This window comes from Edaphobacter dinghuensis, from assembly GCF_014640335.1.
In the GTDB taxonomy this organism is placed as follows: Bacteria; Acidobacteriota; Terriglobia; order Terriglobales; family Acidobacteriaceae; genus Edaphobacter; species Edaphobacter dinghuensis.
The window spans coordinates 939015-961375 of record NZ_BMGT01000003.1 but is presented as its reverse complement, the minus strand read 5'-3'; the positions used below and the strand labels follow the sequence as shown (position 1 = coordinate 961375).

Genomic DNA, 22361 nt, shown 5'->3' with positions numbered 1-22361 from the left:
GATGCATGACGGAAGCTCGGCGCAGGTTTGCCCGATATCATCCTGACTTCCTGCTGCTAGCGGTCGATCTGCTGGGAACATATGTCTTTGCCGTGGAAGGAGCGATGACGGCGATCCGGGCGAACCTCGATATTCTTGGCTTGCTGGTTCTGTCGTTTGCAACTGCGCTGGGCGGAGGAATCATCCGCGACATGCTGATCGGCGCGGTGCCGCCCAACAGCATTCGCGACTGGCGCTATGGTGCGACGGCTCTGGCCGGCGGCGGCACGGTCTTCTTTTTCTACCAGTTCTTTCAAAACGTCCCGCAGCCATTGATGATCACTCTCGATGCGGCTGGCCTGGGACTTTTCGCTGTGGCTGGAGCGGAGAAGGCGCTTGAATTTGGCATCAATCCCCTGATCGCGGTGTTGATGGGAGGCGTGACCGGGGTAGGCGGCGGCACGATTCGTGACGTGCTGCTTGCACAAATTCCCGCCGTGTTGCGAACAGACGTGTACGCAGCCGCGGCGTTGGCTGGCGCGATTGTTGTGGTGGTGGGCATAAGAATAAAGCTGCCTCGTGGACTTGTAATGAGCGTGGGCGCGGCTGCCTGCTTTGTGCTTCGCATGGTTGCGGTGTGGCAGCACTGGAACCTGCCCCGCGTGATCGCGCATTAGAGATTGCCTGCGTGCGGAGCGGCGGCGGATAGTAAGCTGGGGTTCAATGCGATTTGAATTATTTATTGCGACGCGGTATCTGCGGGCCAAGCGGCGACAGGCAGTGGTGGGGGTCATCACGGCGATCTCGGTGATCGGCGTCGCAGCCGGAGTGGCCTCGCTGATTATTGCGCTGGCAATTACGAATGGAATGCAGCAAGACTTGCAGGCGAGACTGGTGGGTTCGACGTCGCATGTGGACCTCATGCGGATTAAGGCCGATGGCATTCGCGACTGGCGACCTCTGCTTGAGAAGCTGGAAAAGCTTCCTCATGTGACCGCGGCTGCTCCCGGGCTGTATGGGCAGGTGTTGATTTCTCGGGGAGCGAGGAGCGGCGGTGCGCTGGTCAAAGGAGTGATTCCTGCCGATGAGCGCAGGGTCGGCGATCTGCTGCAGTCGGTGACCGAGGGATCGGCTAAGGAGTTAGAGCCGGTTGATGGTTCGAAAGCCCATGTCCCAGAAACGGGAGATGGGGCACACGATTCGGTGGCGGTGCAAGCCATTCCGCCGATTGTGATTGGGAAGGATTTGGCCGACACGGTTGGCGCAGGGGTTGGAGACGACGTGCTGGTGACGAGTCCGCAGGGAGAACTGACGCCGCTGGGGCTGGTGCCGCGCTATCAGCGGTTTCGCGTTGTGGGAATCTTCAAATCGGGGTTCTATCAGTACGACGTTGGCTATACCTTTGTACGGTTGTCGGATGCGCAGAAGCTCTTCAGTGAGCCTGATCTGATCTCGGTGATCAGCTTCAAGGTGGATGATCTCTATCACGCAGACAGGATCGGCAAAGCCATTGAACAGGCTGCGGGACCGGGCTTTGAGACAACGAACTGGATGGAGCAGAACCGCGAGTTGTTCCGCGCACTGAAGCTGGAACAGTATGTGACATTTATCGTGCTGGCGCTGATCGTGTGCGTGGCGGCGCTGAATATTCTGATTGCACTGACGATGATGGTGATGGAGAAGACCAAGGACATCGCCGTGCTGATGAGCTTCGGCGTGCGGGCGGAGCAGGTTCGGCGGATCTTTTTGTTGCAGGGATTACTGATCTCCATCATCGGCACGGTGATTGGATTGGTGCTGGGATATGGCGTGAGCTGGTTGGGTGGGCACTACCGCTTTATCCATCTGGATGCTTCGGTTTATTCGATCGACTATCTGCCGTTTGCGCCGCGAATCTGGGATGCCGTGGTTGTGGCTTCGGTATCACTAGGAGTGAGCTTGATTGCTACGCTGTATCCGTCGAGATCGGCGGCGAAGGTGCTGCCTGCGGAGGCTTTGCGCTATGAGTGAACCACGGTTGAAGTATGGGCAGTTGGCACCGGAAGGCCTGGAGAAGATGCGCGCGCTCGAGCATTATCTGAATACAGGAACTGGGCTCGAGGCATCATTGCTTGGATTCGTGAGACTGCGCGCTTCGCTGATGAACGGCTGCGAGTACTGCGTCCACTTGCATGCTGCCGAACTACGGAAGTTGAATGAACCGGCAGAGCGAATTGAGCGACTGGCGGAGTGGCGCAACTCGGATGGCTATACGCAGCGGGAACGGGCGGCGCTGGCTTGGACCGAAGCGGTGACGAATATTCAGGAAGGCCATGCTCCCGACGAGGTGTATCAGCAGGTTCGAGCGCACTTCAGCGATGTGGAGACGGTGAATCTTACGCTGACCATTACGACGATCAATGCGTGGAACCGGATTGCGATTTCGCTGGGAGCGTATCCCGGCCACGCCGGCACAAAGGTTGATGGAGCGATCCGTGGCTGAGCGCATTGGGGGAGATTCGGAGAGAACGCTGGAGCCATTGCCGGGTACAACCCAGGCGACCGTCGTGCTGCGTGCCGAGGGGCTGACGAAGACCTATGCCGCTGTTCCCGGCGCTGCCGGACGCGGGGAGCTGGAGCTCTTTCGCAGCCTCGATCTGGTGGTTCATGCCGGTGAGATGGTGGCCATCGTTGGAGAGAGCGGCGCGGGTAAGAGCTCCCTGCTGCATCTGCTGGCCGCGCTGGACAGGCCGACGGCAGGCGAGGTCTGGTGCGGTACCAGCCGGTTGAGCACCTTCTCTGCGGGACAGGCGGCGGACTTCAGGAACAGGGATGTTGGGTATGTTTGGCAGTTTCACTACCTGCTGCCGGAGTTTACGGCACTGGAAAACGTTGCTATGCCATTGCTGGCTCGCGGGATGGGGCGTTCGTCCGCCTTGGAGCGGGCGCGGGTCTGGCTGGGTGAGGTCGGGCTGGCGGAACGGGCCGAGCATCGCAGCGGCGAGTTGAGCGGAGGCGAGCAGCAGAGGGTATCGCTGGCGCGGGCGCTGGTGACGGAACCGAAGATCCTTCTGGCAGATGAGCCGACCGGGGACCTCGATGGAAAGACGGCGGAGACGGTCTTTGGGCTGATTCAGGGATTGCATGTAGCTCATGGGCTAACCAGCGTAATTGTCACGCATAGTCTTGAATTTGCAGGACGTTGCGGGCGAATGCTGCGGCTTAAAGAAGGACGGTTGGAGGAGGTGCTGGAGTGATGCACCAGGTTTGGTGCCTTTTTTGCACAGCACTCATCTAATAGACAGTGCTAGGGTATTGCATAACTTTTGAGGTATTTCCAGATGTGTTGCGCAGGCGACTACACTGATAGAAGTGGGATGGATGCTTCGCAGTCTGAAGTAGCCTGATTGTCCTTGCGGGCAGTCGACGCAGGGATGGGTAAGGTACCAACGGCGCTATGCGGCCTTCGGGCTGGGTGGTGGCCGGCGTTGAAGGGGAGAACATGTTCGAACGCTATACGGAGAAGGCGCGGAGGGTGATCTTCTTTGCTCGGTACGAGGCCAGCCAGTTCGGGTCGCCTTATATCGAGACAGAGCACCTGTTGCTGGGGTTGCTGCGGGAGGACAAGGCGTTGACGAACCGCTTTTTGCGGTCGCACGCATCGGTTGAATCCATACGCAAGCAGATTGAAGGACATACGACCATTCGGGAGAAGGTTTCGACCTCGGTCGATCTGCCTCTGTCGAACGAGTGCAAGCGAGTGCTGGCCTACGCTGCGGAAGAAGCCGAGCGGCTCTCTCACAAACACATCGGCACGGAACATCTGCTGTTGGGACTACTACGCGAAGAGAAGTGCTTTGCTGCCGAAATTCTCACCGAGCGTGGTTTAAGGCTGCCTGCCATTCGCGAGGAGTTGCAGCGAACGACGCAGGAGAAGGTGCCCACCGCACAAGGTGGCAGCAAGAGCCAGCGCGGCGAGCAGAGCATGCTGGCAGAGTTCTCGCGCGACCTTACGCAGTCCGCGATGGATCAGCAGCTCGATCCGCTGGTCGGGCGCGATGCCGAAGTAGATCGTGTCATCCAGATCCTATGCCGCCGGACGAAGAATAATCCTGTCCTGATCGGCGAGCCTGGCGTTGGTAAAACCGCCATCGTCGAAGGATTGGCCCAGAAGATCGCTGACGGCGAGGTGCCCAGTTTCCTCGCCGATAAGCGGGTGCTGGCGCTCGATCTTTCGCTGATCGTCGCTGGAACCAAGTATCGCGGGCAGTTTGAAGAGCGCCTCAAGACGATCATGAAGGAGTTGATGGAGAACCAGAACTCCATCGTCTTCATTGACGAGTTGCATACACTGGTCGGCGCAGGATCGGCCGAAGGCTCGCTCGATGCAGCAAACATCTTGAAACCGGCGCTGAGCCGTGGCGAGATTCAGTGCATTGGCGCGACGACCCCGGCGGAGTATCGCAAATCGATCGAGAAGGACCGTTCGCTCGAGCGGCGTTTTCAGGCCGTGAAGGTTCCGCCGCCCAGCGAAGAAGATGCGATCAAGATCATCATGGGCATTAAAGACAAGTATGAGAAGTTCCATGCTGTCAGCTACACCGATGATGCGATCACCTTCTCTGTCTCGCACTCGAGCCGCTATATTCCCGACCGCTTCCTTCCCGATAAGGCGATTGACCTGATCGACGAAGCGGGCGCGCGAGTAAAGCTGCGGCAGACTTCGTTGCCGGAAGAATTGACCGAGGTGCAGAAGCGCATCAAGTTCATCGTGCACCGGATGGAAAACGCCATTGCGAACCATGAGTTTGAGAAGGCGCGTTTCTATTCGGACGAGGAGCGGAAGGAGCGCGAGAACCTGCGGGCTCTCCGCGACAAGTATCACCTTGATGATTCGTCGGCAGGTATTGTGACGCGCGAGGACATCGAGGATGTTGTCAGCCGCTGGACAGGCGTTCCTATTACTTCATTGAAGGAAGAGGAGACGCAACGGCTGCTGCGCGTAGAAGAAGAGCTGCACAAGCGCGTGATCTCGCAGGACAAGGCGATCTCGGCGCTGGCACGGGCGATTCGCCGCTCACGTGCAGGCCTCAAGAATCCGGCACGTCCGATCGGCAGCTTCCTGTTCCTTGGACCTACCGGTGTCGGCAAAACCGAGATGGCGCGCACGCTGGCGCAGTTCCTGTTCGGTTCGGAAAAGTCGCTGATTCGCTTCGATATGTCGGAGTTCATGGAGAAGCACTCGGTCAGCAAGCTGATCGGTTCGCCTCCGGGATATGTCGGCTACGAAGAGGGCGGCCAGCTTACCGAGCGCGTCAAGCGCAATCCGTACTGCGTTGTACTGCTCGACGAGATCGAGAAGGCGCACCCGGATGTCTTCAACCTGCTGCTGCAGGTCTTTGAAGATGGCCAGTTGACCGATGGCCTTGGCAATACGGTCGACTACAAGAACACGATCATCATCATGACCTCGAACATTGGCGCGAAGCATCTGCAGAAGCGGCAGGGGCTTGGCTTCCAGAGCGAAAAGGAAGACATGGTGCTCGACAAGATGGAAGAGCTCGTACGCGGAGAGGTGAAGCGCACCTTCAATCCGGAGTTCCTGAACCGTCTCGACGAGATCATCATCTTTACCTCGCTGTCGGATCAGGACCTGATGCAGATTCTCGAACTGCTGGTACAGCAGCTCAACGTGAACCTGGTGCATAAGGCGATCACGATTTCTGTGACCGATGAAGCCAAGAAGTGGATCATCGAGAAGACTGCCTCTGACCGCACCTACGGCGCTCGTCCGTTGCGTCGCGCGTTGCAGAAGTACGTTGAGGATCCGCTCTCGGAAGCCTTAATCGGCGGGGGTATCGTGCAGCGGCCTGCGTTCCTTGAGGTCTACATGGAAAACAACGCGCTGTTCTACCGTCCTATTGCGGCGGATGGCGAAGAGAAGGCAGCTGGCCTTGCGCTGACCGCTGTTTAGTTGAAGATGCAAATGTACGATACGCCCCGGCCAGAGCCGGGGCGTATCGTTTAAGACGGAGGAAATCTCGTTCAATGAGTTCTAAAAGTTCGATGGATCGTCGTCAATTTGCAACCTTGCTGCCAGCACTGCTGGCTTGTTCGGCAGCGATGCCGGAGTCAGCCGTGGCCCAGAGCAATCTGCCTGTGCTTCAATCGGGCGTATTTCCGCCGGAGCCGCCAAAGACAGGCGGTTCGCAGGAGCGAGTCTCTCGTCACTACGTCGCAGGAATGTTAAAGGCTGGCAATCTTCGACTGGAGATGCACGAGACGACACAAGCTGTGGGCGCTCCGCACGAACCGATTGGAACGCATCTGCACAACGAACTGTGGCTAGTGCGCGAGGGCACGGTAGAGTTGATGACCAACGGCGTAACTCGCAAGATGGTGGCAGGCGATGTCGGCATCTGCGTCGCCGGAGACAAGCACTTCATCAAGAATGTCGGCGACACACCGGCGACTTATTTTGTGGTGACGGTCGGCCCGCCAGAATAAGGTCCACCTGAATTACTGACGATTCAACCAGCGCATGAGCCCTTGGGCGGGAAGCTCCGGGGCCATGAAGCGGTTGGCATCGCCCATCAGAGCGCCGGCAGCGAGCCTGCCGCTGCGAACAGCGCCCTCCATCGTGGAGGGCCACTCTGTTGCCGTCCAGTCGCCTGCGAGATAAAGGCCGGGCCATTGCGTCGCTTGTTTTGGACGGAAACGATCGAGGCCGGGAGTAACGGAGAAGGTGGCGCGAGCTTCTTTGAGAACTCCGCTCTTGATCAATGTAGCTTGCTTGATCGCAGGAAAAAACTGCTCCAGCTCCTGAATCGAAGAAGAAAGAATCTCTTCCCTTCCCATATCCAGCTCGGGCCACGAGGCGCTGATGACCAGCTCGAGATAACTGCCGCGCTCCGCAGGCCAGCGACGGATGCGCGATTTAGCGAACACCCACTGGATGCGGGTGTCGAGCAGAACAGCGTGATCGAGGCCAGTCACATCACGGTCATACCAGAGATGAACTGTCGTGATCGGAGCGACGGTGAATCTGCTGAAGTCGACGTTCTGCACCGCTTCTGTGCCTGTCGAAGCGCTCAGACTCATCAGAAGGCTCTCTGTCTGCTTGAAGCTCGTAGCCAGAACGACCGAGGAGGCCGTGTACGTCTCTCCTCCTGCCTGCACCTGCCAGCGATTGCCCGGAACCTGCTCGATGCTTTCAATTCCGGCCTTGAGCTTGACGGCGACGCCTTTGCGACGCGCCAGATCGGCGATGGGGCTAAAGAATTCGCTCAAGGGGGCTGCGGGAATGCCGAGCCGTCCGGCTGGTGCGGAGCGTAAGAAGGATTCGTGGAAGACTTTGCCTGCATACTTGACCGAACAACGCTCAAAGGTATCGTTGAGCGCGCCGACGACGACAGGCTCCCAGAAGTGGCGGATGGCGCGCTCGGTCTGGCCGGTGCGCTTGAGCCATGTGGCGAAGCTTTCGGTGTCGTCGGCAGGATAGCCGCGGAAGAAACGGGCGAGGCCAGTAGCGATTGCTGACTTATCGCGCAGCGAAAGCATGGGGGCGCGCAGGAAACTGACGGCCTGATGCGCGGGCGCAGGAAGACTGCCGGGACGCAGCAGGCTGCGGCGGCCGCCGGGCTCGAGGAAGGTCAGCTCCTCGTACCAGCGAATGGTGTCTGCCATCCCTGCCTGATTACAGAGGTCGAGGATGTTGGTGCAGCAACCGACCACGACGTGCTGCGAGTCGATGGTCTCTTCGAGGGCGGGATGATCGTAGGAGTAAGCACGCCCACCGATGTAGGGGCGGCGTTCGAGCAGGGTGACATCCGCGCCGGCATCGGCGAGCGCTACAGCTGCTGACAGACCGGCTACGCCTGCGCCGACAACAATTACATCGCGCTGATTGGAGTCGCTCACGATGTTGCCCGGTTGAGTAGGGCCATTGCCATGCCCTGGGTTAGAGTCAACAGCTTTGATGCCTTGGGGACGCTGGCCCGCTGCGAGAATACGTCGCTGTCGAGCTTGCCGATGCGGTAGAGCAGGCCATGATAGATGGTAACGAGAACCCAGAGCGCAGCGCGGCTGTCCTTATCGATCAGTGGCAGTAACTCGTTCGCGGAGGCGTAGTAGGCTTCGGCCTTTGCACCTAACTGGCGCAGCAGAGCTCGGTCTGCGGGCTGGAGCGCAGCACCTTGCGCAAGTGCGATCACTCGTTCGGTGTCGAGGCCGAATTCATGTAGCCAGTCCTGCGGCAGATAGACTCGCCCGCGCTCCGCATCCTCTTTGACGTCGCGAAGGATGTTGGTTAGCTGAAAAGCGATCCCTGTCTCTTCGGCGAGCTTTTCTGCACGGGGATCGGTGTAGCCGAAGATGCGGATGCAGACCAGGCCGACGACCGAGGCGACGAGATAGCAGTAACGATACAAGTCGTCGAAGGTGGCGAACGTCTGAACGGCGACAGGTTGCGGTTCGAGATCCATTGTGGTTCCCTGCACCAGCTCTTCGAGCAAAGCATCGGGAATTGCGAACCGCTTTTGTGTGTCGTTGAGAGCGAGGAAGACCGGATCGTCAGAGGCTCCGGTGCGGCGAGCGGTACGCCATGACTCGACCCAGTTGCTCATGGCCTGTCTGCGCTGCTCGATGGGGAGCGATTCGTCGTCGGAGATATCGTCGGCGCGACGCATGAAGGCGTAGACCGCGCACATAGCGTCGCTCTTATGCTGGGGCAGCACGCGGAAGGCGTAGTAAAAGTTTTTGGCCTCTCGCCGCGCTATGATGCGGCAGGCGGCATAGGCTTCCGCAAGGTTCACGTGGCAAGCCCCGCCCGCATCTTGGCGATCAACGCACCTGCCAGGAGGCTCAGTTTTTTAGTCTTGGTGACGACTGGTCTGCCCCGCAGCACATCGAACTTCTCTGCGGTAATGCCGTCGAGAATGGCGTTGCCGCCCTTGCTGAAGAGATCGAGCGTGACGGCCAGCTCCTTGTCGACGCGGGAGCTGATGACGCTGCCATCGCGCAGCATGGCACGAGTTCCAACGACGAGACTCTCGATCATCGCACCGAACTCCGGGGTGAAGACTCGGCCCTCAATCTGGCCATCTTCTACGCCGAACTGCGCCATCGCCTGTGCGGGGATGTAGCGCCTGCCACGGTCGGCGTCTTCGGTAACATCCTGCCAGAAGTTCGCCAGTTGCAATGCTGTACAAACCTTGTCCGAGAGCAGACCTAGCGACTCGTCCTGATATCCGCAGACCCACAAGACCAGACGGCCTACCGGGTTGGCGGAGTAGTGGGAGTACTCAAGAAGCTCGTGCCATGTTTCATACTCGGTCTTCACCTGGTCCATGCGGAAGGCATGCAGCAGATCGGCAAAGAGTTGGCGGGGAACGCCGCACTCACGTATGGTCTCGTGCAGTGCGACAAAGACAGGATGCATGGAGCGTTCGGGATGGTCGTAGCACTCGTCAAGCATGGAACCCCAGGAGTTGAGCAGACGCAAGGCGACTTCGGGATCGTCGACCTCGTCGCCGAGATCGTCGGCTACGCGGCAGTAGGCGTAGATGCTCTCGAAGTGAGGCCGAATCTTGCGCGGCAAAAACCAGGTGGCGACGTGAAAGTTCTCATAGTGTGTCGTCGCAAGGTGGCGGCACCAGGCCTGAGCTTCGGCGAGAGTGGGCCGTTCGAGCGGAGTAAGGTACTCGTGCGGCGCACCAAGCAGAGCATGTTCGGCGAGCGTGATCTCACTCACTTAGGCACCCCGGCAGGAAAGACGGCGGTCTTGATCTCGCGCGTGCTTCCGCTTCGATCGAGCATACGGGCAAAGATGGCGGGAACATCGCTGAGACCGGCACGACCGGTGATGTAGTCGGCGCACTTGAAACGGCGGCTGGTGACCAGCTCGAATGCGGTGCGGCACGTTGCAGGGGTGTGATGAAAGCTTGCCTTGAGGGTGATGTCGCCGTAATGCAAGCGGTTGGTGTCGAGCTGCACCTTGGTGCCACTGGGCGGCCCACCGAAGAAATTCACCACGCCACCCTTGCGTACCATATCGACGGCCCACTCCCACGTAGCGGGTGTAGCTACAGCCTCGATGACGATATCGGCACCACGGCCCTGCGGTGTAAGAGCACGGGCTGCGGCGACCACGTCGTCGACGGCTGAGATCTGCACCACGCTAGAGGCGCCAAACAGTTTTGCGGCGGCGATCTGATCTTCGCGCTTGACGACAGCAATGACATTAACGCCGTGGATCTCGGCGACATGCATGAACATCAGGCCGATAGGGCCGGCTCCGATGACGATCATGGTGTCCCCTGCCTTGGCTCCGCTCTCCTCGAGGCCGCGAACAACACAGGCCAGAGGTTCGGTGAGGGCGGCATGCTCGAAGAGGACGTCATCAGGAATCAGCAGCGTGTTCTTTTCGACGATCCGTGCCGGGACGCGGATGAACTCGGCGTAGGCGCCGTTATTGAACAGAAGGTCTTCGCAGAGGTTCTGCTGCCCGTGAGTGCAGAAGAAGCAGGCGTCGCAGGGCGCGGAGTTCAGGGCAACGACCCTGTCGCCCTTGCGAAATTTGGTCACACCGGCGCCAACCTCTTCGACGACTCCCGCCAGCTCGTGGCCAAAGCGGATGGGCGGCTTGAGCATGCGGGCATGGTAGCCACGGCGGTAGACCTTGAGGTCGGTACCGCAGGTCAACGCTGCCGCAACGCGAACGAGCAACTCTCCATCCGCCGGGCGCGGGACCGCCACCTGTTCCAATCTCAAGTCTTGCTTGCCGTACAACACCGCCGCTGTCATTTCAGCCATGATTCTTTCTATTTTCTCATTTCTAAGGCCAATCCAGACACTGCTTAAAGAACTTCTTCAATCCTTCCAAGAAGATGCAATCTTCAAGACCGCCCCTGCATCTGATACATTGAGCCTGATAACCACATGCCCTTCGTCTCCCCAGAGGAATTCGCTAAGGAAAAGGTCGCCGCCGTTCAGGACTACGCGCTGCTCTCTTGGCATGCGATCTCGAACATCTTTTCACGTCCGCGATATTGGCCCGACATCTTCACCCAGATGGACTCGATCGGCTTCGGGTCGCTGCCGATCGTCGTGCTGACCGGCTTCTTTACAGGATGCGTACTGGCGCTGCAATCGGCGACCTCCCTGCAGGAGTTCGGCGCCATCAGCATGACCGGCAACCTGGTCGCGCTCTCGATGGTCAAAGAGCTTGGCCCCGTCCTCACCGGGCTGATGATCTCCGGACGCAACGCCTCGGGAATGGCCTCCGAGCTTGGCTCCATGAAGGTGACCGAGCAGATCGACGCCATGCGGGCGCTTGGAACCGATCCAATCCGTAAACTGGTCACGCCGCGTCTTTACGCAACCATCTTCATGCTCTTTTTTCTTACGATTGTGGCGGACGCCGTTGGAATCGCTGGCGGAGCGCTCGTCAGTGTGACCCTGCTGGGCTTGAACGCCTCCAGCTACTTCCACAGCTCCTACCGTGCTCTGGTCTACGGCGATGTCGTCCAGGGATTGACCAAGCCGCTCTTCTCGGGGTTCATCATTGCCACGGTCGGCTGCTACTTCGGTCTCAAAACCAAGGGCGGAACGCAGGGCGTTGGCCGCTCGACCACACAGGCCGTTGTCGTGTCGTCGGTCTTCATCATCATCGTCGACTTCATCGTCAGCCGGGCGATGATCGGCATCTTTGGCCGGTAATTCAACCCATGACCGAAGCACTCGTCAATACGAAATCTTCTCTCAGCCAGCACGATGCCGATCCGCCTGGCCCGGTCGTCGCCTATAGCGACGTCTCCATCAGATTCGACCTGAAACCGGTGCTAGAAGATATCTCGTTTGACGTACAGCGCGGCGAGACACGCATCATCCTTGGACCAGCGGGCTGCGGTAAATCCGTGCTGATGAAGCTGGCCAATGGGTTGCTGCGGCCGGACTCGGGAACAATCAAGGTCTTTGGGCAGGAAATTACGACGATGCCCGAGAAGGACCTCTACAAACTACGTGCGCGCATCGGGATGGTCTTTCAGGAGTCGGCGTTGTTCGATTCGCTCTCAGTGGAAGACAATGTAGCCTATCGCCTCCACGAAGATGGCGTCCCCGAAGAAGAAGCGCACAAGCGCGTGGTAGAGGCTCTGCAATTTGTCGAACTGGAGCCAGCCATCGCCAAGTTTCCATCGGAGCTTTCGGGCGGAATGCGACGGCGTGTCTCCATTGCGCGTGCCATCATCTCCAATCCCGATTTGATTCTCTACGATTCTCCTACAGGCGGACTCGACCCAATCACGTCGACCACCATCATTGAGCTGGTCGTCAAGCAGCGCGACGTCTCGCACACGACCTCGCTGCTAATTACCCACCGGTTGCAGGATGCATTCACGCTGGCCAGAAACCGCTTTAACCCGACGACGGGCAGGATGGAGCTGATTCCCAACAATGGAGTCGACGACAGCACTAAATTTCTTGTGCTGAACGAAGGCAAGGTAGTCTTTGACGGCACAACCGAAGCGCTCGTCCACACCACCGATCCCTGGTTGAAGGACTATATCTCCTAACGGTCTTCTTGGAAGCTCTAGGGTTTCGCGGTGTTCTGGTTGGCAGCATCCTTCGACGCAGGATCGGGAGGAAGCGTGTAGATCACCTCACCGGGCCGCGTGTAATGCAGCTCTTCGCGGGCCTGATGCTCGATCGCATTGGGATCGTTCTGCAAGCGGTCGACGTGACCCTTCATCATCTCGTTCTCATGTTGCAAAGTCTGCAATTGCTTGGCCAGCATCTGCGTCTCCTGACGCTTCTGCTGATAGACCGTCAGGCCATTCTGGCCAAAGATGACATGGTAAGCCATGGCAAGCGCAAGCACCGCAGCAGCACCGGTAGCGATCTTTCTCCATCCGCCGTGAATCTGCCGATATAGGCGCACGACAGCGCTTGACCGCTTTGCCCCTGCGCCTGTTGTGGTGGATCGAGTCATATTTGTAAAAACTCAGTGCAAAATTCTTCTATATCCCAGTACAAATTTGATAGAGAACTCCGTCAAGTGTAAAAGCTCCATCTCTTCGAAATGTACCAAGTTTGTACTGCCAGCCAGTCTAGCGACGAGCCGCAGCGGGATCATGCTTGAATTTCCACGGCAAATTGCAAGGAAGGGCGTATCGGCTGCACGAGCCGATGCAATCTTGGTATCCTCTTATCAGGTCAACTTTTATTGATGCGAATTCTCTTTGCCATCTCGATTCTTTGTTTTATCGCCCTAATATGGGCGGCGGTGGCAATCACACGGCGCATTCGCGCCAGCCACAAGTTCAACAACTCGTCGAAGCCGGAGTTCAGCCAATATCTGTTCGACGCCGCGGAAGAGCGTAAAAGCTCGTTACCTCATAGCTCCACAGCGCATGTATCCTCGCAGGACCGCACTCACTCCTACGACAAGCTCACCTCAACCGAACGCGGCTAATGCGAAAAGCCCCTATTTATGCAACTCATTACCTCAGCGGCGGTGCTCCTAGCCTAGAAACATGAAACTTTCGACGTTATGAACTGGCAATGCCGGGCTGCGTCTCTTACCTTTTACTTTTCCAAGGACTACCGAATTATGACTACTGCGAACACTGCCATTCGAGAGATCAACATCGCCCACAGCCCGGACTCCGACGACGCCTTTATGTTCTACGGCCTGGCCACCAACAAGGTCCGCGTCCCCGGCTACAAGTTCAACCACACGCTCACCGACATCGAAACACTGAATCATCGCGCCATCAATGAAGCCTTCTACGATGTCACCGCCATCTCGTTTCACGCCTATCCCTACCTACAGGACAAGTACACCCTGATGGCGTGCGGCGGCAGCGTTGGCGAAGGCTATGGGCCGATGATCGTCTCGCCCCGCAAATTGACGCTCGATGAAGTAAAGAAGACACGCATCGCCGTTCCTGGCACGCTCACCACGGCATACCTGTCGTTGAAGCTCTTCGCCCCGGAGATTGAGACGGCTGTTGTGCCGTTCGACAAGATCATTCCCGCTGTGGTTTCGGGAGAGTTCGATGCCGGACTCATCATCCACGAAGGCCAGCTAACCTATGCGAACGACGGTTTGGTGAAGCTGCTCGACCTTGGCCAGTGGTGGCGCGAAGAGACTGGACTTCCCCTCCCGCTTGGAGGCAACGCCATTCGCCGCTCGTTTAGCCAGGAGACCCTCTTAGCCACAACGAACGCTCTGCGGGACAGCATCCAACATGCTCTTGACCATCGCGAAGAGGCGCTGGAATACGCGATGCAGTTCGCCCGCGATCTCGATCCTACGCTGGCCAACCGTTTTGTCGGCATGTACGTCAACGAGCGCACCTTGAACTATGGCGAGGACGGCAAAGAGGCCATTCGCAAGCTTCTGGATATGGGCTTCGACCGCGGCATCATTCCTCTTCGTGCAAATGTAGATTTTGTTGGTTAATCAGCAGCTTGCAGAGTGCTTTCACTCTGCAAGCTGTGTTATCTTAAGTAAGTCGATTGATTGTGGCAGACTGGTTTCAGGGTGTGCCCCTCAATCCCCTTCCTCCTCATGCATTTGAGGTCAATGTGGACGCGTAGCTCAGCTGGTAGAGCATTCGACTCTTAATCGACTGGTCGTAGGTTCGATCCCTACCGCGTCCACCACTTTTCCCTCTCTTCCGAAAGAGTGTTACTCACGGAGCCTGTCGGCGCACTCGTGCACTGAAGCTGACATACTCCTTTCAACGTGTCAGCCGAGCCTGGGCCTACTCGCGCTTATGCAGCGTCCCTGTCGAGATTAGTCTCGCGGCTCTTTCTTCCTTGTAATTAGGTTTCTATCGAAGGCAGGCGTAAAAATTAGAAATTAAGCTAAAAGCGAACAGGACTCCTCGAGTCAGAGGAGTCCTGTTCGCTTTTACACAAAGGGGAAATCCGCCCTAATTTCAACAAAGGCTAGAAAGAATATGCAGCGCCAAACGTGGTAACAAAGGGCGTCAATCCATGTGCCGGATATCCAGGCGTTCCATAACCAGGCCACTTCTGCGCCTCGATATCGACGGCACGAATGTTGATATGCTGTGAGGCACGGAATTCGATGCCGCCTCCTACAGAGAATACGCCAAAGGTATCAGTGGTTGGATTGTATGGAGCGCGTGGATTGCCCTTCTGGTACTCGAAACGACCCACTCCACCGAGAGCTTTCGCGTAGACGCGAACACGGTCTCGGCGCATCAGAGTAAATCTTGGTCCGACGAGATAAGTATTCTCGCCAATATCCGTTGGCGTTAGAACATTGATCTGGTGCACGTCTGCTTCAATGCCGACACGACGCCACAGATCGGCATCTCCATAGATCGTATAGCCCTTGATATAAGTCGGACCATAGTCAGGCACAGCAAAGCTAAAGCCTGCACCTACCTGTAATCCGCCCAGACGCGTGGCCATGGGAACTGCTTGAGCCTGGGAGGCGAGAGAGCAACCGAACAAGAAGAGAAATAAGCCAACCAGATGATGTCGTTTCAAGATAATGCCTCCAAACAGAGATTCCGGGAGAACCCGCTAAGTGGGTTAGAAGCAAAGTAGAGTTAACACGTTGCTCAGCAACACATAGCGAATGTTTCCCGCTAAAAAAAGAAACCCATTTTTTTTGATGTTGATGTGTGAGAATTCAATAAAACGGTTACAAACTCAATAACTATCAGGAGTTAGGGGGAGATTTTTTTTGAAAACCCTACTCTATTCCAAGCTTTTTCCACAACGCGTCTACGCGTGCTTTCACCTCAGGTTCCATTGCAAGCATCGCGGGCCACTCGCGAGTGAATCCCTCCGCAGGCCACTTCCGCGTCGCGTCTATTCCCATCTTACTACCATAGTTTGGCAGACGACTCGCATGGTCCAGAGAGTCCACCGGTCCCAGCGTGAACTGAATGTCTCTCTCTGGATCGATGTTGTTCGTCGTGCGAAGAACGACCTCTGCCAGATCCTGCACGTCACAATCCTCATCGACGACGATGATGCATTTTGTAAACATCGCCTGCCCCATCGCCCAGATGCCATTCATTACTTTTCGCGCATGACCCGCATAAGATTTCTTTATCGAGATGATCATCAAATTATGGAAGACACCTTCGGGAGGAAGGTTGACATCCACAATCTCGGGCAAGGTCATCTGCATCAGCGGCAAAAAGATTCGTTCCACTGCCTTGCCCATCCACGCATCTTCCATAGGTGGCTTGCCGACGATAGTGGCGGCATAGACAGGCTGCTTGCGATGCGTGATTGCAGTGACATGAAATACCGGATAGTCATCCTGCATGGTGTAGAAGCCAGTGTGATCGCCAAACGGCCCTTCGGTTCGCAGCTCGCCGAGCTGCACATAACCTTCGAGGATGTATTCCGCGTGAGCGGGCACCTCGAGATCGACTGTCTCCGCCTTTACCAACTCAACCGGCTTCTGACGCAGGAAACCTGCGATCAAGTACTCCTCAACCTCAGGCGGCGCGGGAACAATCGCAGAGAAGGTCGTCGCAGGATCGGTGCCAATCGCAACTGCAACTTCCATGCGGTCGTTGCGAATCTTCGTAAGTGTCGTTGCGTTCAACGAGGCGAGAGAAGCCGCTGCAGCCGTTCCGCCTGCCGTCAATGCCATGAGATCAACACCGCCTGCAACATCGGGAGTCGTAGCGCGTAGCCGGTCGCGCATGTGCTCGGCGGCAACCTTCTGACGCTGCCAGTGCATGCCTGTCGTCTTGCCGTCGTAGACCTGCATTCGGTACATGCCGATGTTGCGCTTACCCGACTTCGGATCGCGCGTAATCACGCACGGTAACGTAATGAAGCGGCCACCATCCTGTGGCCACGTCTTCAAAATAGGCAAATCAAGAAGATTGGCATCCTCACCGCGATGAATGACCTCTTTGCAGGGAGCGTCCTTGGCAGCGACGAGCTTAGGGAAGAATCCTCCAACCTCTGCCAGCTTCGGCAGCATCTTCAGCTTGTCCATAAAACTTGTCGGCGAAACCGGATGCAGCAGTTCACGAATGCGGTCGGCTATGTCATTGAGCGAATCGGTCTCGAGAGCCAGCTTCATTCGCCGCTCGCTGCCAAACTGGTTCATCAACACGCGCGCCTTCGGATAGCCCTTGACGTTCTCAAACAGGAGTGCCGGGCCACCGGCCTTCGCTGTGCCTCGTCCCAACTTGGCGGCGCGGTCTGCAATCTCGGCCATCTCAAGAATCGGATCGACCTCAGCCGTGATGCGCTTCAGCTCTCCAGCCTTTTCGAGTTGCTTTATCCAGTCGCGAAGATCGTTGTAAGCCAATTCCCTCTCCTGCCGCGGCATACCACGGCCAAAGTTCTATGGTAACGGGTTCTGCATAAGAAGTTTTGAAAGCGTCGCGTCCGGGAACATTTCCGGTGCGATGGTGTCTAACGTAGCAAGTACGCATTCCTCGCAGATGCGCACCTGATCCGCCGAGATGGAGAGGTGCTTTATGTTCGAGGGCAGTCTGGTCGTATCGCAAGTTCGTCACGCTTCTTCACCAGAGCGATGGACGGCTCTAGTCTCCATAAGCTTCCAATTTGCTTTAGCTGCGCTGATCATCGCGCTGCCTTTATTGCATCCGGAGAGGCTTGCCTTCGTGGCTGCAACGCCACACATCCTTATGCCACCGCCTCCACGACCTCCTGTTCCCATTAGGCCTGTTCAGGCAGCAGCAGCCTCCGATGCTCTGGCTTCGACTACAACACAAGCTCTCCAGACACGGTCGATGCTCCCCAGACTCTTTCCATTAACAGACGATGCGCCTCCTATCACCGCCATGCCATCAGGCAGCGGCATGACAGATGAAACATCGCTCAACATCTCCATTGGAAACACGGCCCATGCGCCACACGTAACAGTCGCTGCAACGCAAACATCGAAGGCCCCGGTGCGCATATCTTCCGGCGTCTCGGCCGGAATGCTTATCACTCCAATTCGTCCTGTCTATTCTGAGATCGCCAGAGCAGCGCATGTAGAAGGAACGGTCGTTGTGGAAGCCACTATCTCCCGCACTGGAATGATTGAGAGTCTCCATGTGGTTAGCGGCCCTGCCATGTTGCAGCCTGCCGCCATCGATGCCATCCGCACAGCGCGCTATCAACCTTACCGTCTCAACGGCATCCCTACTGAAGTACAGACAACGATATCAGTGAACTTCCGGCTGGGGAGTTGATGGTGTGATCTGCGTCAACAGCGGCTGCACTTGCGGGGTGTCTTCGATGTAGTCCTCAAGAGGGTACCCCGCCTCCTTCCATCCGTCGAAGCCGCCGCGCAACGGCCGTACACGGTAGATGCCCATCTTGTGAAGCTGCATCGCCAACTTGGCGCTGGTCTCTTCGCTAGGGCAGGTGCAGTAGAGGATTACATCGCGGTCGCGCGGAATGATCTCGCTATGCTGCCGGATCTCATTCGGCCCAATGCGCAGCGCGCCCGGCAGCACCCGCGGATCAGGCAGGTAGTCGAGAGGATGGCGCAGATCGACGATAAAGGGTGGGATATTACCCTGCTTATGCGCGTTGTCGATCATAGCCTTCAACTCGGCCGGCTCAAGCCGCATGCTGCGAACCTGCTGCAGAAATCTGCGCTGCTTGAGTAGGCGATAGGCAAAGAAGCCGAACACCATGACGATAAAGATGATGAATGCAAAGTGACCCAATAGCTGGAAGAACCGTGCACTGCGCTTTGCCAGGTCGCCGAAGAAACGCCCGCTGAGCAGAAAGGCCTCCGCCCACAAGATCGATCCGGCGAGATCCCATATAAAAAAGCGACCATACGGCATTCCTGTCTGTCCCGCAATCGGCGCGGCAACCGTACTCAAGCCCGGAATGAACTTCGAAATCAGCAGCGTGACCGGGCCGCGCTTGGAGAAGTATCCCTCGGTCTTGCTTACGCAGGTGGAAGCCTCAAACGACAATCGGCAAAGGAGCTGGAGAACATTTTTGCCATAACGTCGCCCCAGGGCAAACCATAATGTATCGGCCAGGATGCACGCCACCAACACAACCGCCAAGGCATAGCTGTGATGAATCTTATGGGTAGCGCTGAGTGTTCCTGCTGTGAGAAGCACCGGAATGCTGGGAATGGGTATGCCGAGCTGCTCTGCCAGAACCCAGAAGAACAGGATCAGGTAGGCGTAATGGACGAAAAATACAATCGCGATCGGCATAAGGGTATGTTTTGTAGATGAGCGAGAGCGCCGCTTGGATGCGAGGCCCTCGCCGTTAAAGATACACAGCCCCACCAAGATTGGTGAGGCTGTGCTTCAGAATTGTTGCGAGAAGGGGTTGACCTGCTCTGCTCCGTTCTTCTCTCTATTTAACTGAGACGTAAGGAGTGACGGAGAATCCTGGCCGAAGCGCGTAATCCCCATTTTCCTTCTGCAGGTCATTGAAGTCGATGCGAACTGGAATGCGTTGCACCACCTTCACATAGTTACCCGTGGCGTTCTCTGGCGGGAACAGAGACAGGCGCGATCCGGTGGCTCCGCCAATCTGAGTGACCTTGCCGTGGAACTTGCGTCCGCCCAGTGCATCCACCTCAATCGTAACGTCCTGCCCAGGGTGCATGTGTTGAATCTGGGTCTCTTTGAAGTTCGCTGTAACCCACAGATCCGTCAGGGGAATGATCGTCAGCAGGTCCTGTCCGATCGAAAGGTTGGCACCCACCTGTACGTTCTTCTTATTGACGATTCCTGTCGTGGGAGCCGTAATGTGGGTATAGCTCAGGTTAAGCTTGGCTTGGTCTACCTTCGCCTGCGCCTGCTGCACCTCGGCAAGAGCCGCGTTGGCCTTCGCCTCCTGCACCCTCACCTGCTGCGGACCATTCTTTACTGACTCGTTCGCCGAAAAACGTGCCTGCGCCAGCTTCTGCTGTGCTTCGCGCACCGCCTCCTGCTGTCCGATCACCTGCGACTGGGCTTCAATGACAGCAGCGGAGGTACCGTCAGCCTGTGCCACGGCAGCGTCATATTGCTGCTTAGAAATGACATCCTTCTGGACCAATGGCGTATAACGTTCGACGTCCAGCTTGGCCTTCAAGGCATTGGCCTTTGCCTGGTCGACGCGGGCCTCCGCCGCCTGCTCCGACTTTTGTGCCTGCGCCACTGACGCCTGCGCAGCCTGCACATCAGAGCTCGTCGTGCTCAGGTTCGTGCTTACGCTTGTGCTGGTAATGGGAACGTTGACATTGGCCTGAATGGCAGCAGCCTGTGCACTGGCGAGGTTTGCCTCCGCCTGCTCCAGAGCCACCTGGTAGTCTTTGGGATCAATCTCTGCAAGCAACTGTCCCTGCTGGACCTTCTGGTTATCGTCTACATAGACCTTGATAACCTGCCCGGTCACACGCGAGCTGACCTGATAGAGATTGCCGTCGATCTGGGCATCGTCAGTATCTTCGGTGAAGGTGGAGTGCCAGTAGAACAAAGCTGCACCCACCACCAGGAAGATCAGCACCGCGATGACGATAAATTTTCGGCGCGACGACTTCTCAGGCTGCGCAGACTCCTCGTCGCCACTGCGGCCGCCCCTGCCCGCATCGTTGTGCGATTTAAGGTGACCTGTTCCATTGATCTCCGCGGTTTGTCCGTCGTGATTTTGATCCACTTGGTCTGACAAGCTACTTCCCTCCGAGATAATCTTTGTAATTCGTCTGCGCTATGCCCAGTGCCCGCGCCAGCGAGAGCTTGGCAACGTTATGCTGATAAAGCGCGCTAATGTATTGATCGTTGGCTAATTCCGTCTGCGACTGCGCTTGAGAGACAGCGAGGTTATCCGAAACACCGGCATGAAACCGCTGCTGAGCATCGCTCAGGGCCTCGTTGGCAAGCTCGACGTTCGAGTGCGTCGCCTCGACAAGCTTTTCGGCCGCCTGAATGTCCAGCAAGCTGTCACGAACATCCGCATTCACTTGCTGCGCCTGATCAGCCAACCTGGCCTTCGCCTGCTCATATTGAGCGTCGGCAACCTGCTCCTGGCCACGAGTCTTGGCGATCTGCAGAACCGGCGCGCTGATCTTGCCGGTAGCCGAGTAGGTTCCATGAGAGTGCCCCGGCGTCGTTCCCAGGTCGCCGAAATCGCCCGAGAAGCTGGCCACGGGAAGCTGGCTCGCCCACGCCGAAGTCTTCTCCGCACGCGCCGCCTTCACCTGCTCCGCCGAAGCCGCAAGATCTTTACGAGAGGCCAATGCCTGCGCGAAAGCTGTATCGGGATTCACATGATCAAGCGCGGCGAACGGAACCTGATCCGTCAACCGAAACTCCTGGTCAAGCGGCAGGCCGATCGTCCGTGCCAGTGCCAGCTTATCCTTTGCCAAGTCGTTCTTCGCCGAGATCAACCGCTGCTCTTCGTTCTGATAGTCCACCTTCGCCCGTAGCACATCGAGCTTGGGGCTGGTCCCGGCATCGTGCGCGTCGGTCGCCTGATCGAGTGAAACCTTAGAGGTCGCCATCTCCGCATTGACCGCCTCAATGCGTGCAGCATCTGCGACGCACAGCAGATAGGCGTTGCCTACCGTCAACACCACCAGATTACGAGCGTCATCGGCAGTCAGCTTTGCCCCTTCAAAGTTATGCTTCGCAGCAATGTAATTCTGGAGCGCCGAAACGTTTACCAGGTTCTGCGTCAGGAACGCCCTGAAGTCCACGACCTGGAATGGCCCGATGATCGGGTTCAGTCCGGGAAATTTCAGGCCTTCGGCTGCGAGGTTGATCTGCTGTACCTCGACGCTGCCAGAGGCGGTGACCGTAGGCAGCAACGCCTGCAACTCTTCGAGCCGCTGGCCTCCTGCATTCTTCTGTGTCGACGACTGCAGAATGATCCCCAGGTTGTTGCGAAGACCGCGTTGAATCGCCTCGTCGAGCGACAGGTCCATCATCGTTCCCGTCGACTTCCCTTCCACGACGCTGCCCCGAAATGAATCCTGCGTAGGCTGCGCTCCATTTTCACCCGACGCTGTATAAAGTTGCTGCTGCGCCGCTGCGATCGGCGAGCTGGTCTGCCCTGTGCTCGGTCCACTGGCCGTAGTCTGGCTTGTATCCTGCTGCGCCCATGCGGGCAGGCCTAGCAGACCAATCGCCAGCGCAGCAACCAGATTCCGGGAGTAACGCACTCTCATGCTTTGGCTCATACGTGAATGTTACCTGTATCTCTCACACTAATCCTACGGTTTTGATCACACAGAAACGTTTACACCCTGTGTCATCGATATACCGAATGTCTCTCTCTTCGTATATTGAGATGCGCTAAGTCATCCGGAATCTTCAAAAAGTATCGTATGCAAAATCCAGGCAGAATCTTAGCAGTCTCTCGCCCGACCTGATCGTACCGGATACACTGCTACTAAAAGCATTTACAAGACTAAA

The 22361-nt window shown here is 57.2% G+C and carries 21 protein-coding genes and 1 tRNA gene; 12 read left to right on the top strand and 10 right to left on the bottom strand.

All coding sequences use genetic code 11. The features are described 5' to 3' along the window. The first annotated feature begins 5 nt into the window (after nucleotides 1–5). The 6 genes from IEW09_RS15870 (at nucleotide 6) to IEW09_RS15845 (ending at nucleotide 6465) form a co-directional block, all read left to right on the top strand. On the top strand, nucleotides 6–656 hold the full coding sequence (locus IEW09_RS15870) for a trimeric intracellular cation channel family protein (RefSeq protein ID WP_188555142.1): 651 nt from the start codon (nucleotides 6–8) through the stop codon (nucleotides 654–656). Between the two features lie 46 nt (nucleotides 657–702). After that, nucleotides 703–1989 carry an FtsX-like permease family protein gene (locus IEW09_RS15865; RefSeq protein WP_188555141.1) on the top strand — a complete coding sequence of 429 codons (1287 nt, stop codon included), beginning with the start codon at nucleotides 703–705 and terminating at the stop codon, nucleotides 1987–1989. Beyond that, on the top strand, nucleotides 1982–2461 hold the full coding sequence (locus IEW09_RS15860) for a carboxymuconolactone decarboxylase family protein (RefSeq protein WP_188555140.1): 480 nt from the start codon (nucleotides 1982–1984) through the stop codon (nucleotides 2459–2461). Before IEW09_RS15865 ends, IEW09_RS15860 begins: the two co-directional genes overlap by 8 nt. A gap of 37 nt (nucleotides 2462–2498) precedes the next feature. Continuing rightward, on the top strand, nucleotides 2499–3215 hold the full coding sequence (locus IEW09_RS15855) for an ABC transporter ATP-binding protein (protein WP_373282831.1): 717 nt from the start codon (nucleotides 2499–2501) through the stop codon (nucleotides 3213–3215). Nucleotides 3216–3460: 245 nt separating this feature from the next. Next, nucleotides 3461–5932 (top strand): ATP-dependent Clp protease ATP-binding subunit, encoded by a 2472-nt coding sequence (locus IEW09_RS15850; RefSeq protein ID WP_188555138.1) that lies wholly within the window; start codon nucleotides 3461–3463, stop codon nucleotides 5930–5932. A gap of 74 nt (nucleotides 5933–6006) precedes the next feature. Continuing rightward, the gene (locus IEW09_RS15845) at nucleotides 6007–6465 is read left to right on the top strand and encodes a cupin domain-containing protein (protein ID WP_229739366.1); all 459 of its coding nucleotides are present in this window, start codon (nucleotides 6007–6009) and stop codon (nucleotides 6463–6465) included. A 12-nt stretch (nucleotides 6466–6477) separates the two neighbouring features. On the opposite strand, the gene hpnE is transcribed toward IEW09_RS15845, so the two are convergent. From hpnE to IEW09_RS15825, 4 genes are read right to left on the bottom strand one after another with little or no spacing between them, the layout of a single operon-like run. Then, nucleotides 6478–7938 carry a hydroxysqualene dehydroxylase HpnE gene (hpnE, locus tag IEW09_RS15840; protein ID WP_188555306.1) on the bottom strand — a complete coding sequence of 487 codons (1461 nt, stop codon included), beginning with the start codon at nucleotides 7936–7938 and terminating at the stop codon, nucleotides 6478–6480. Continuing rightward, complete coding sequence (locus tag IEW09_RS15835; RefSeq protein WP_188555137.1) at nucleotides 7875–8771, bottom strand: phytoene/squalene synthase family protein; 897 nt, start codon at nucleotides 8769–8771, stop codon at nucleotides 7875–7877. Before IEW09_RS15835 ends, hpnE begins: the two co-directional genes overlap by 64 nt. Continuing rightward, on the bottom strand, nucleotides 8768–9709 hold the full coding sequence (gene hpnC, locus IEW09_RS15830) for a squalene synthase HpnC (RefSeq protein ID WP_188555136.1): 942 nt from the start codon (nucleotides 9707–9709) through the stop codon (nucleotides 8768–8770). The genes IEW09_RS15835 and hpnC overlap by 4 nt, the downstream gene beginning before the upstream one ends. Further along, nucleotides 9706–10761, bottom strand: a complete 1056-nt coding sequence (locus IEW09_RS15825; protein ID WP_188555305.1) for a zinc-dependent alcohol dehydrogenase — start codon at nucleotides 10759–10761, stop codon at nucleotides 9706–9708. The genes hpnC and IEW09_RS15825 overlap by 4 nt, the downstream gene beginning before the upstream one ends. Nucleotides 10762–10896: 135 nt before the next feature. On the opposite strand from IEW09_RS15825, the gene IEW09_RS15820 reads away from it, so the two are divergent. Both IEW09_RS15820 and IEW09_RS15815 read left to right on the top strand, forming a co-directional pair. Next, complete coding sequence (locus IEW09_RS15820) at nucleotides 10897–11676, top strand: MlaE family ABC transporter permease (RefSeq protein ID WP_188555135.1); 780 nt, start codon at nucleotides 10897–10899, stop codon at nucleotides 11674–11676. 8 nt (nucleotides 11677–11684) lie between these two features. Next, nucleotides 11685–12530, top strand: a complete 846-nt coding sequence (locus tag IEW09_RS15815; RefSeq protein ID WP_188555134.1) for an ABC transporter ATP-binding protein — start codon at nucleotides 11685–11687, stop codon at nucleotides 12528–12530. 17 nt (nucleotides 12531–12547) lie between these two features. Here IEW09_RS15815 and IEW09_RS15810 read toward each other — a convergent pair whose 3' ends face one another. Then, nucleotides 12548–12946: an FtsB family cell division protein gene (locus tag IEW09_RS15810; RefSeq protein WP_188555133.1), complete on the bottom strand. Its 399-nt coding sequence runs from the start codon at nucleotides 12944–12946 to the stop codon at nucleotides 12548–12550. Nucleotides 12947–13183: 237 nt separating this feature from the next. Between IEW09_RS15810 and IEW09_RS15805 the strand changes: the two genes are divergently transcribed. From IEW09_RS15805 to IEW09_RS15795, 3 genes are all read left to right on the top strand, one after another. Further along, nucleotides 13184–13429, top strand: a complete 246-nt coding sequence (locus tag IEW09_RS15805) for a hypothetical protein (RefSeq protein ID WP_188555132.1) — start codon at nucleotides 13184–13186, stop codon at nucleotides 13427–13429. Nucleotides 13430–13567: 138 nt separating this feature from the next. Continuing rightward, nucleotides 13568–14422, top strand: coding sequence for an MqnA/MqnD/SBP family protein (locus tag IEW09_RS15800; protein ID WP_188555131.1), 855 nt, complete (start codon nucleotides 13568–13570; stop codon nucleotides 14420–14422). Between the two features lie 127 nt (nucleotides 14423–14549). Next, nucleotides 14550–14625 (top strand) — tRNA-Lys (locus IEW09_RS15795). A 288-nt stretch (nucleotides 14626–14913) separates the two neighbouring features. Here IEW09_RS15795 and IEW09_RS15790 read toward each other — a convergent pair. Further along, nucleotides 14914–15447: a putative outer membrane beta-barrel protein gene (locus tag IEW09_RS15790; RefSeq protein WP_263369179.1), complete on the bottom strand. Its 534-nt coding sequence runs from the start codon at nucleotides 15445–15447 to the stop codon at nucleotides 14914–14916. Between the two features lie 244 nt (nucleotides 15448–15691). Further along, a complete protein-coding gene (locus tag IEW09_RS15785) occupies nucleotides 15692–17281 on the bottom strand; it encodes a UbiD family decarboxylase (RefSeq protein ID WP_188555129.1) in 1590 nt (529 codons plus the stop codon). A 172-nt stretch (nucleotides 17282–17453) separates the two neighbouring features. On the opposite strand from IEW09_RS15785, the gene IEW09_RS15780 reads away from it, so the two are divergent. Beyond that, nucleotides 17454–18176, top strand: a complete 723-nt coding sequence (locus IEW09_RS15780) for an energy transducer TonB (RefSeq protein WP_188555128.1) — start codon at nucleotides 17454–17456, stop codon at nucleotides 18174–18176. Here the strand turns inward: IEW09_RS15780 and IEW09_RS15775 are convergent. The 3 genes from IEW09_RS15775 to IEW09_RS15765 all read right to left on the bottom strand — a co-directional run bounded on the left by IEW09_RS15775 (nucleotide 18150) and on the right by IEW09_RS15765 (nucleotide 22126). After that, entirely contained in the window at nucleotides 18150–19169 is a 1020-nt protein-coding gene (locus IEW09_RS15775; protein WP_188555127.1) for a VTT domain-containing protein, read from the bottom strand. The two genes, IEW09_RS15780 and IEW09_RS15775, sit on opposite strands and share 27 nt — an antisense overlap. Nucleotides 19170–19314: 145 nt before the next feature. Next, nucleotides 19315–20616 carry an HlyD family secretion protein gene (locus IEW09_RS15770; RefSeq protein WP_229739364.1) on the bottom strand — a complete coding sequence of 434 codons (1302 nt, stop codon included), beginning with the start codon at nucleotides 20614–20616 and terminating at the stop codon, nucleotides 19315–19317. Between the two features lies 1 nt (nucleotide 20617). After that, entirely contained in the window at nucleotides 20618–22126 is a 1509-nt protein-coding gene (locus IEW09_RS15765; RefSeq protein WP_229739363.1) for a TolC family protein, read from the bottom strand. Nucleotides 22127–22361: the final 235 nt, after the last annotated feature.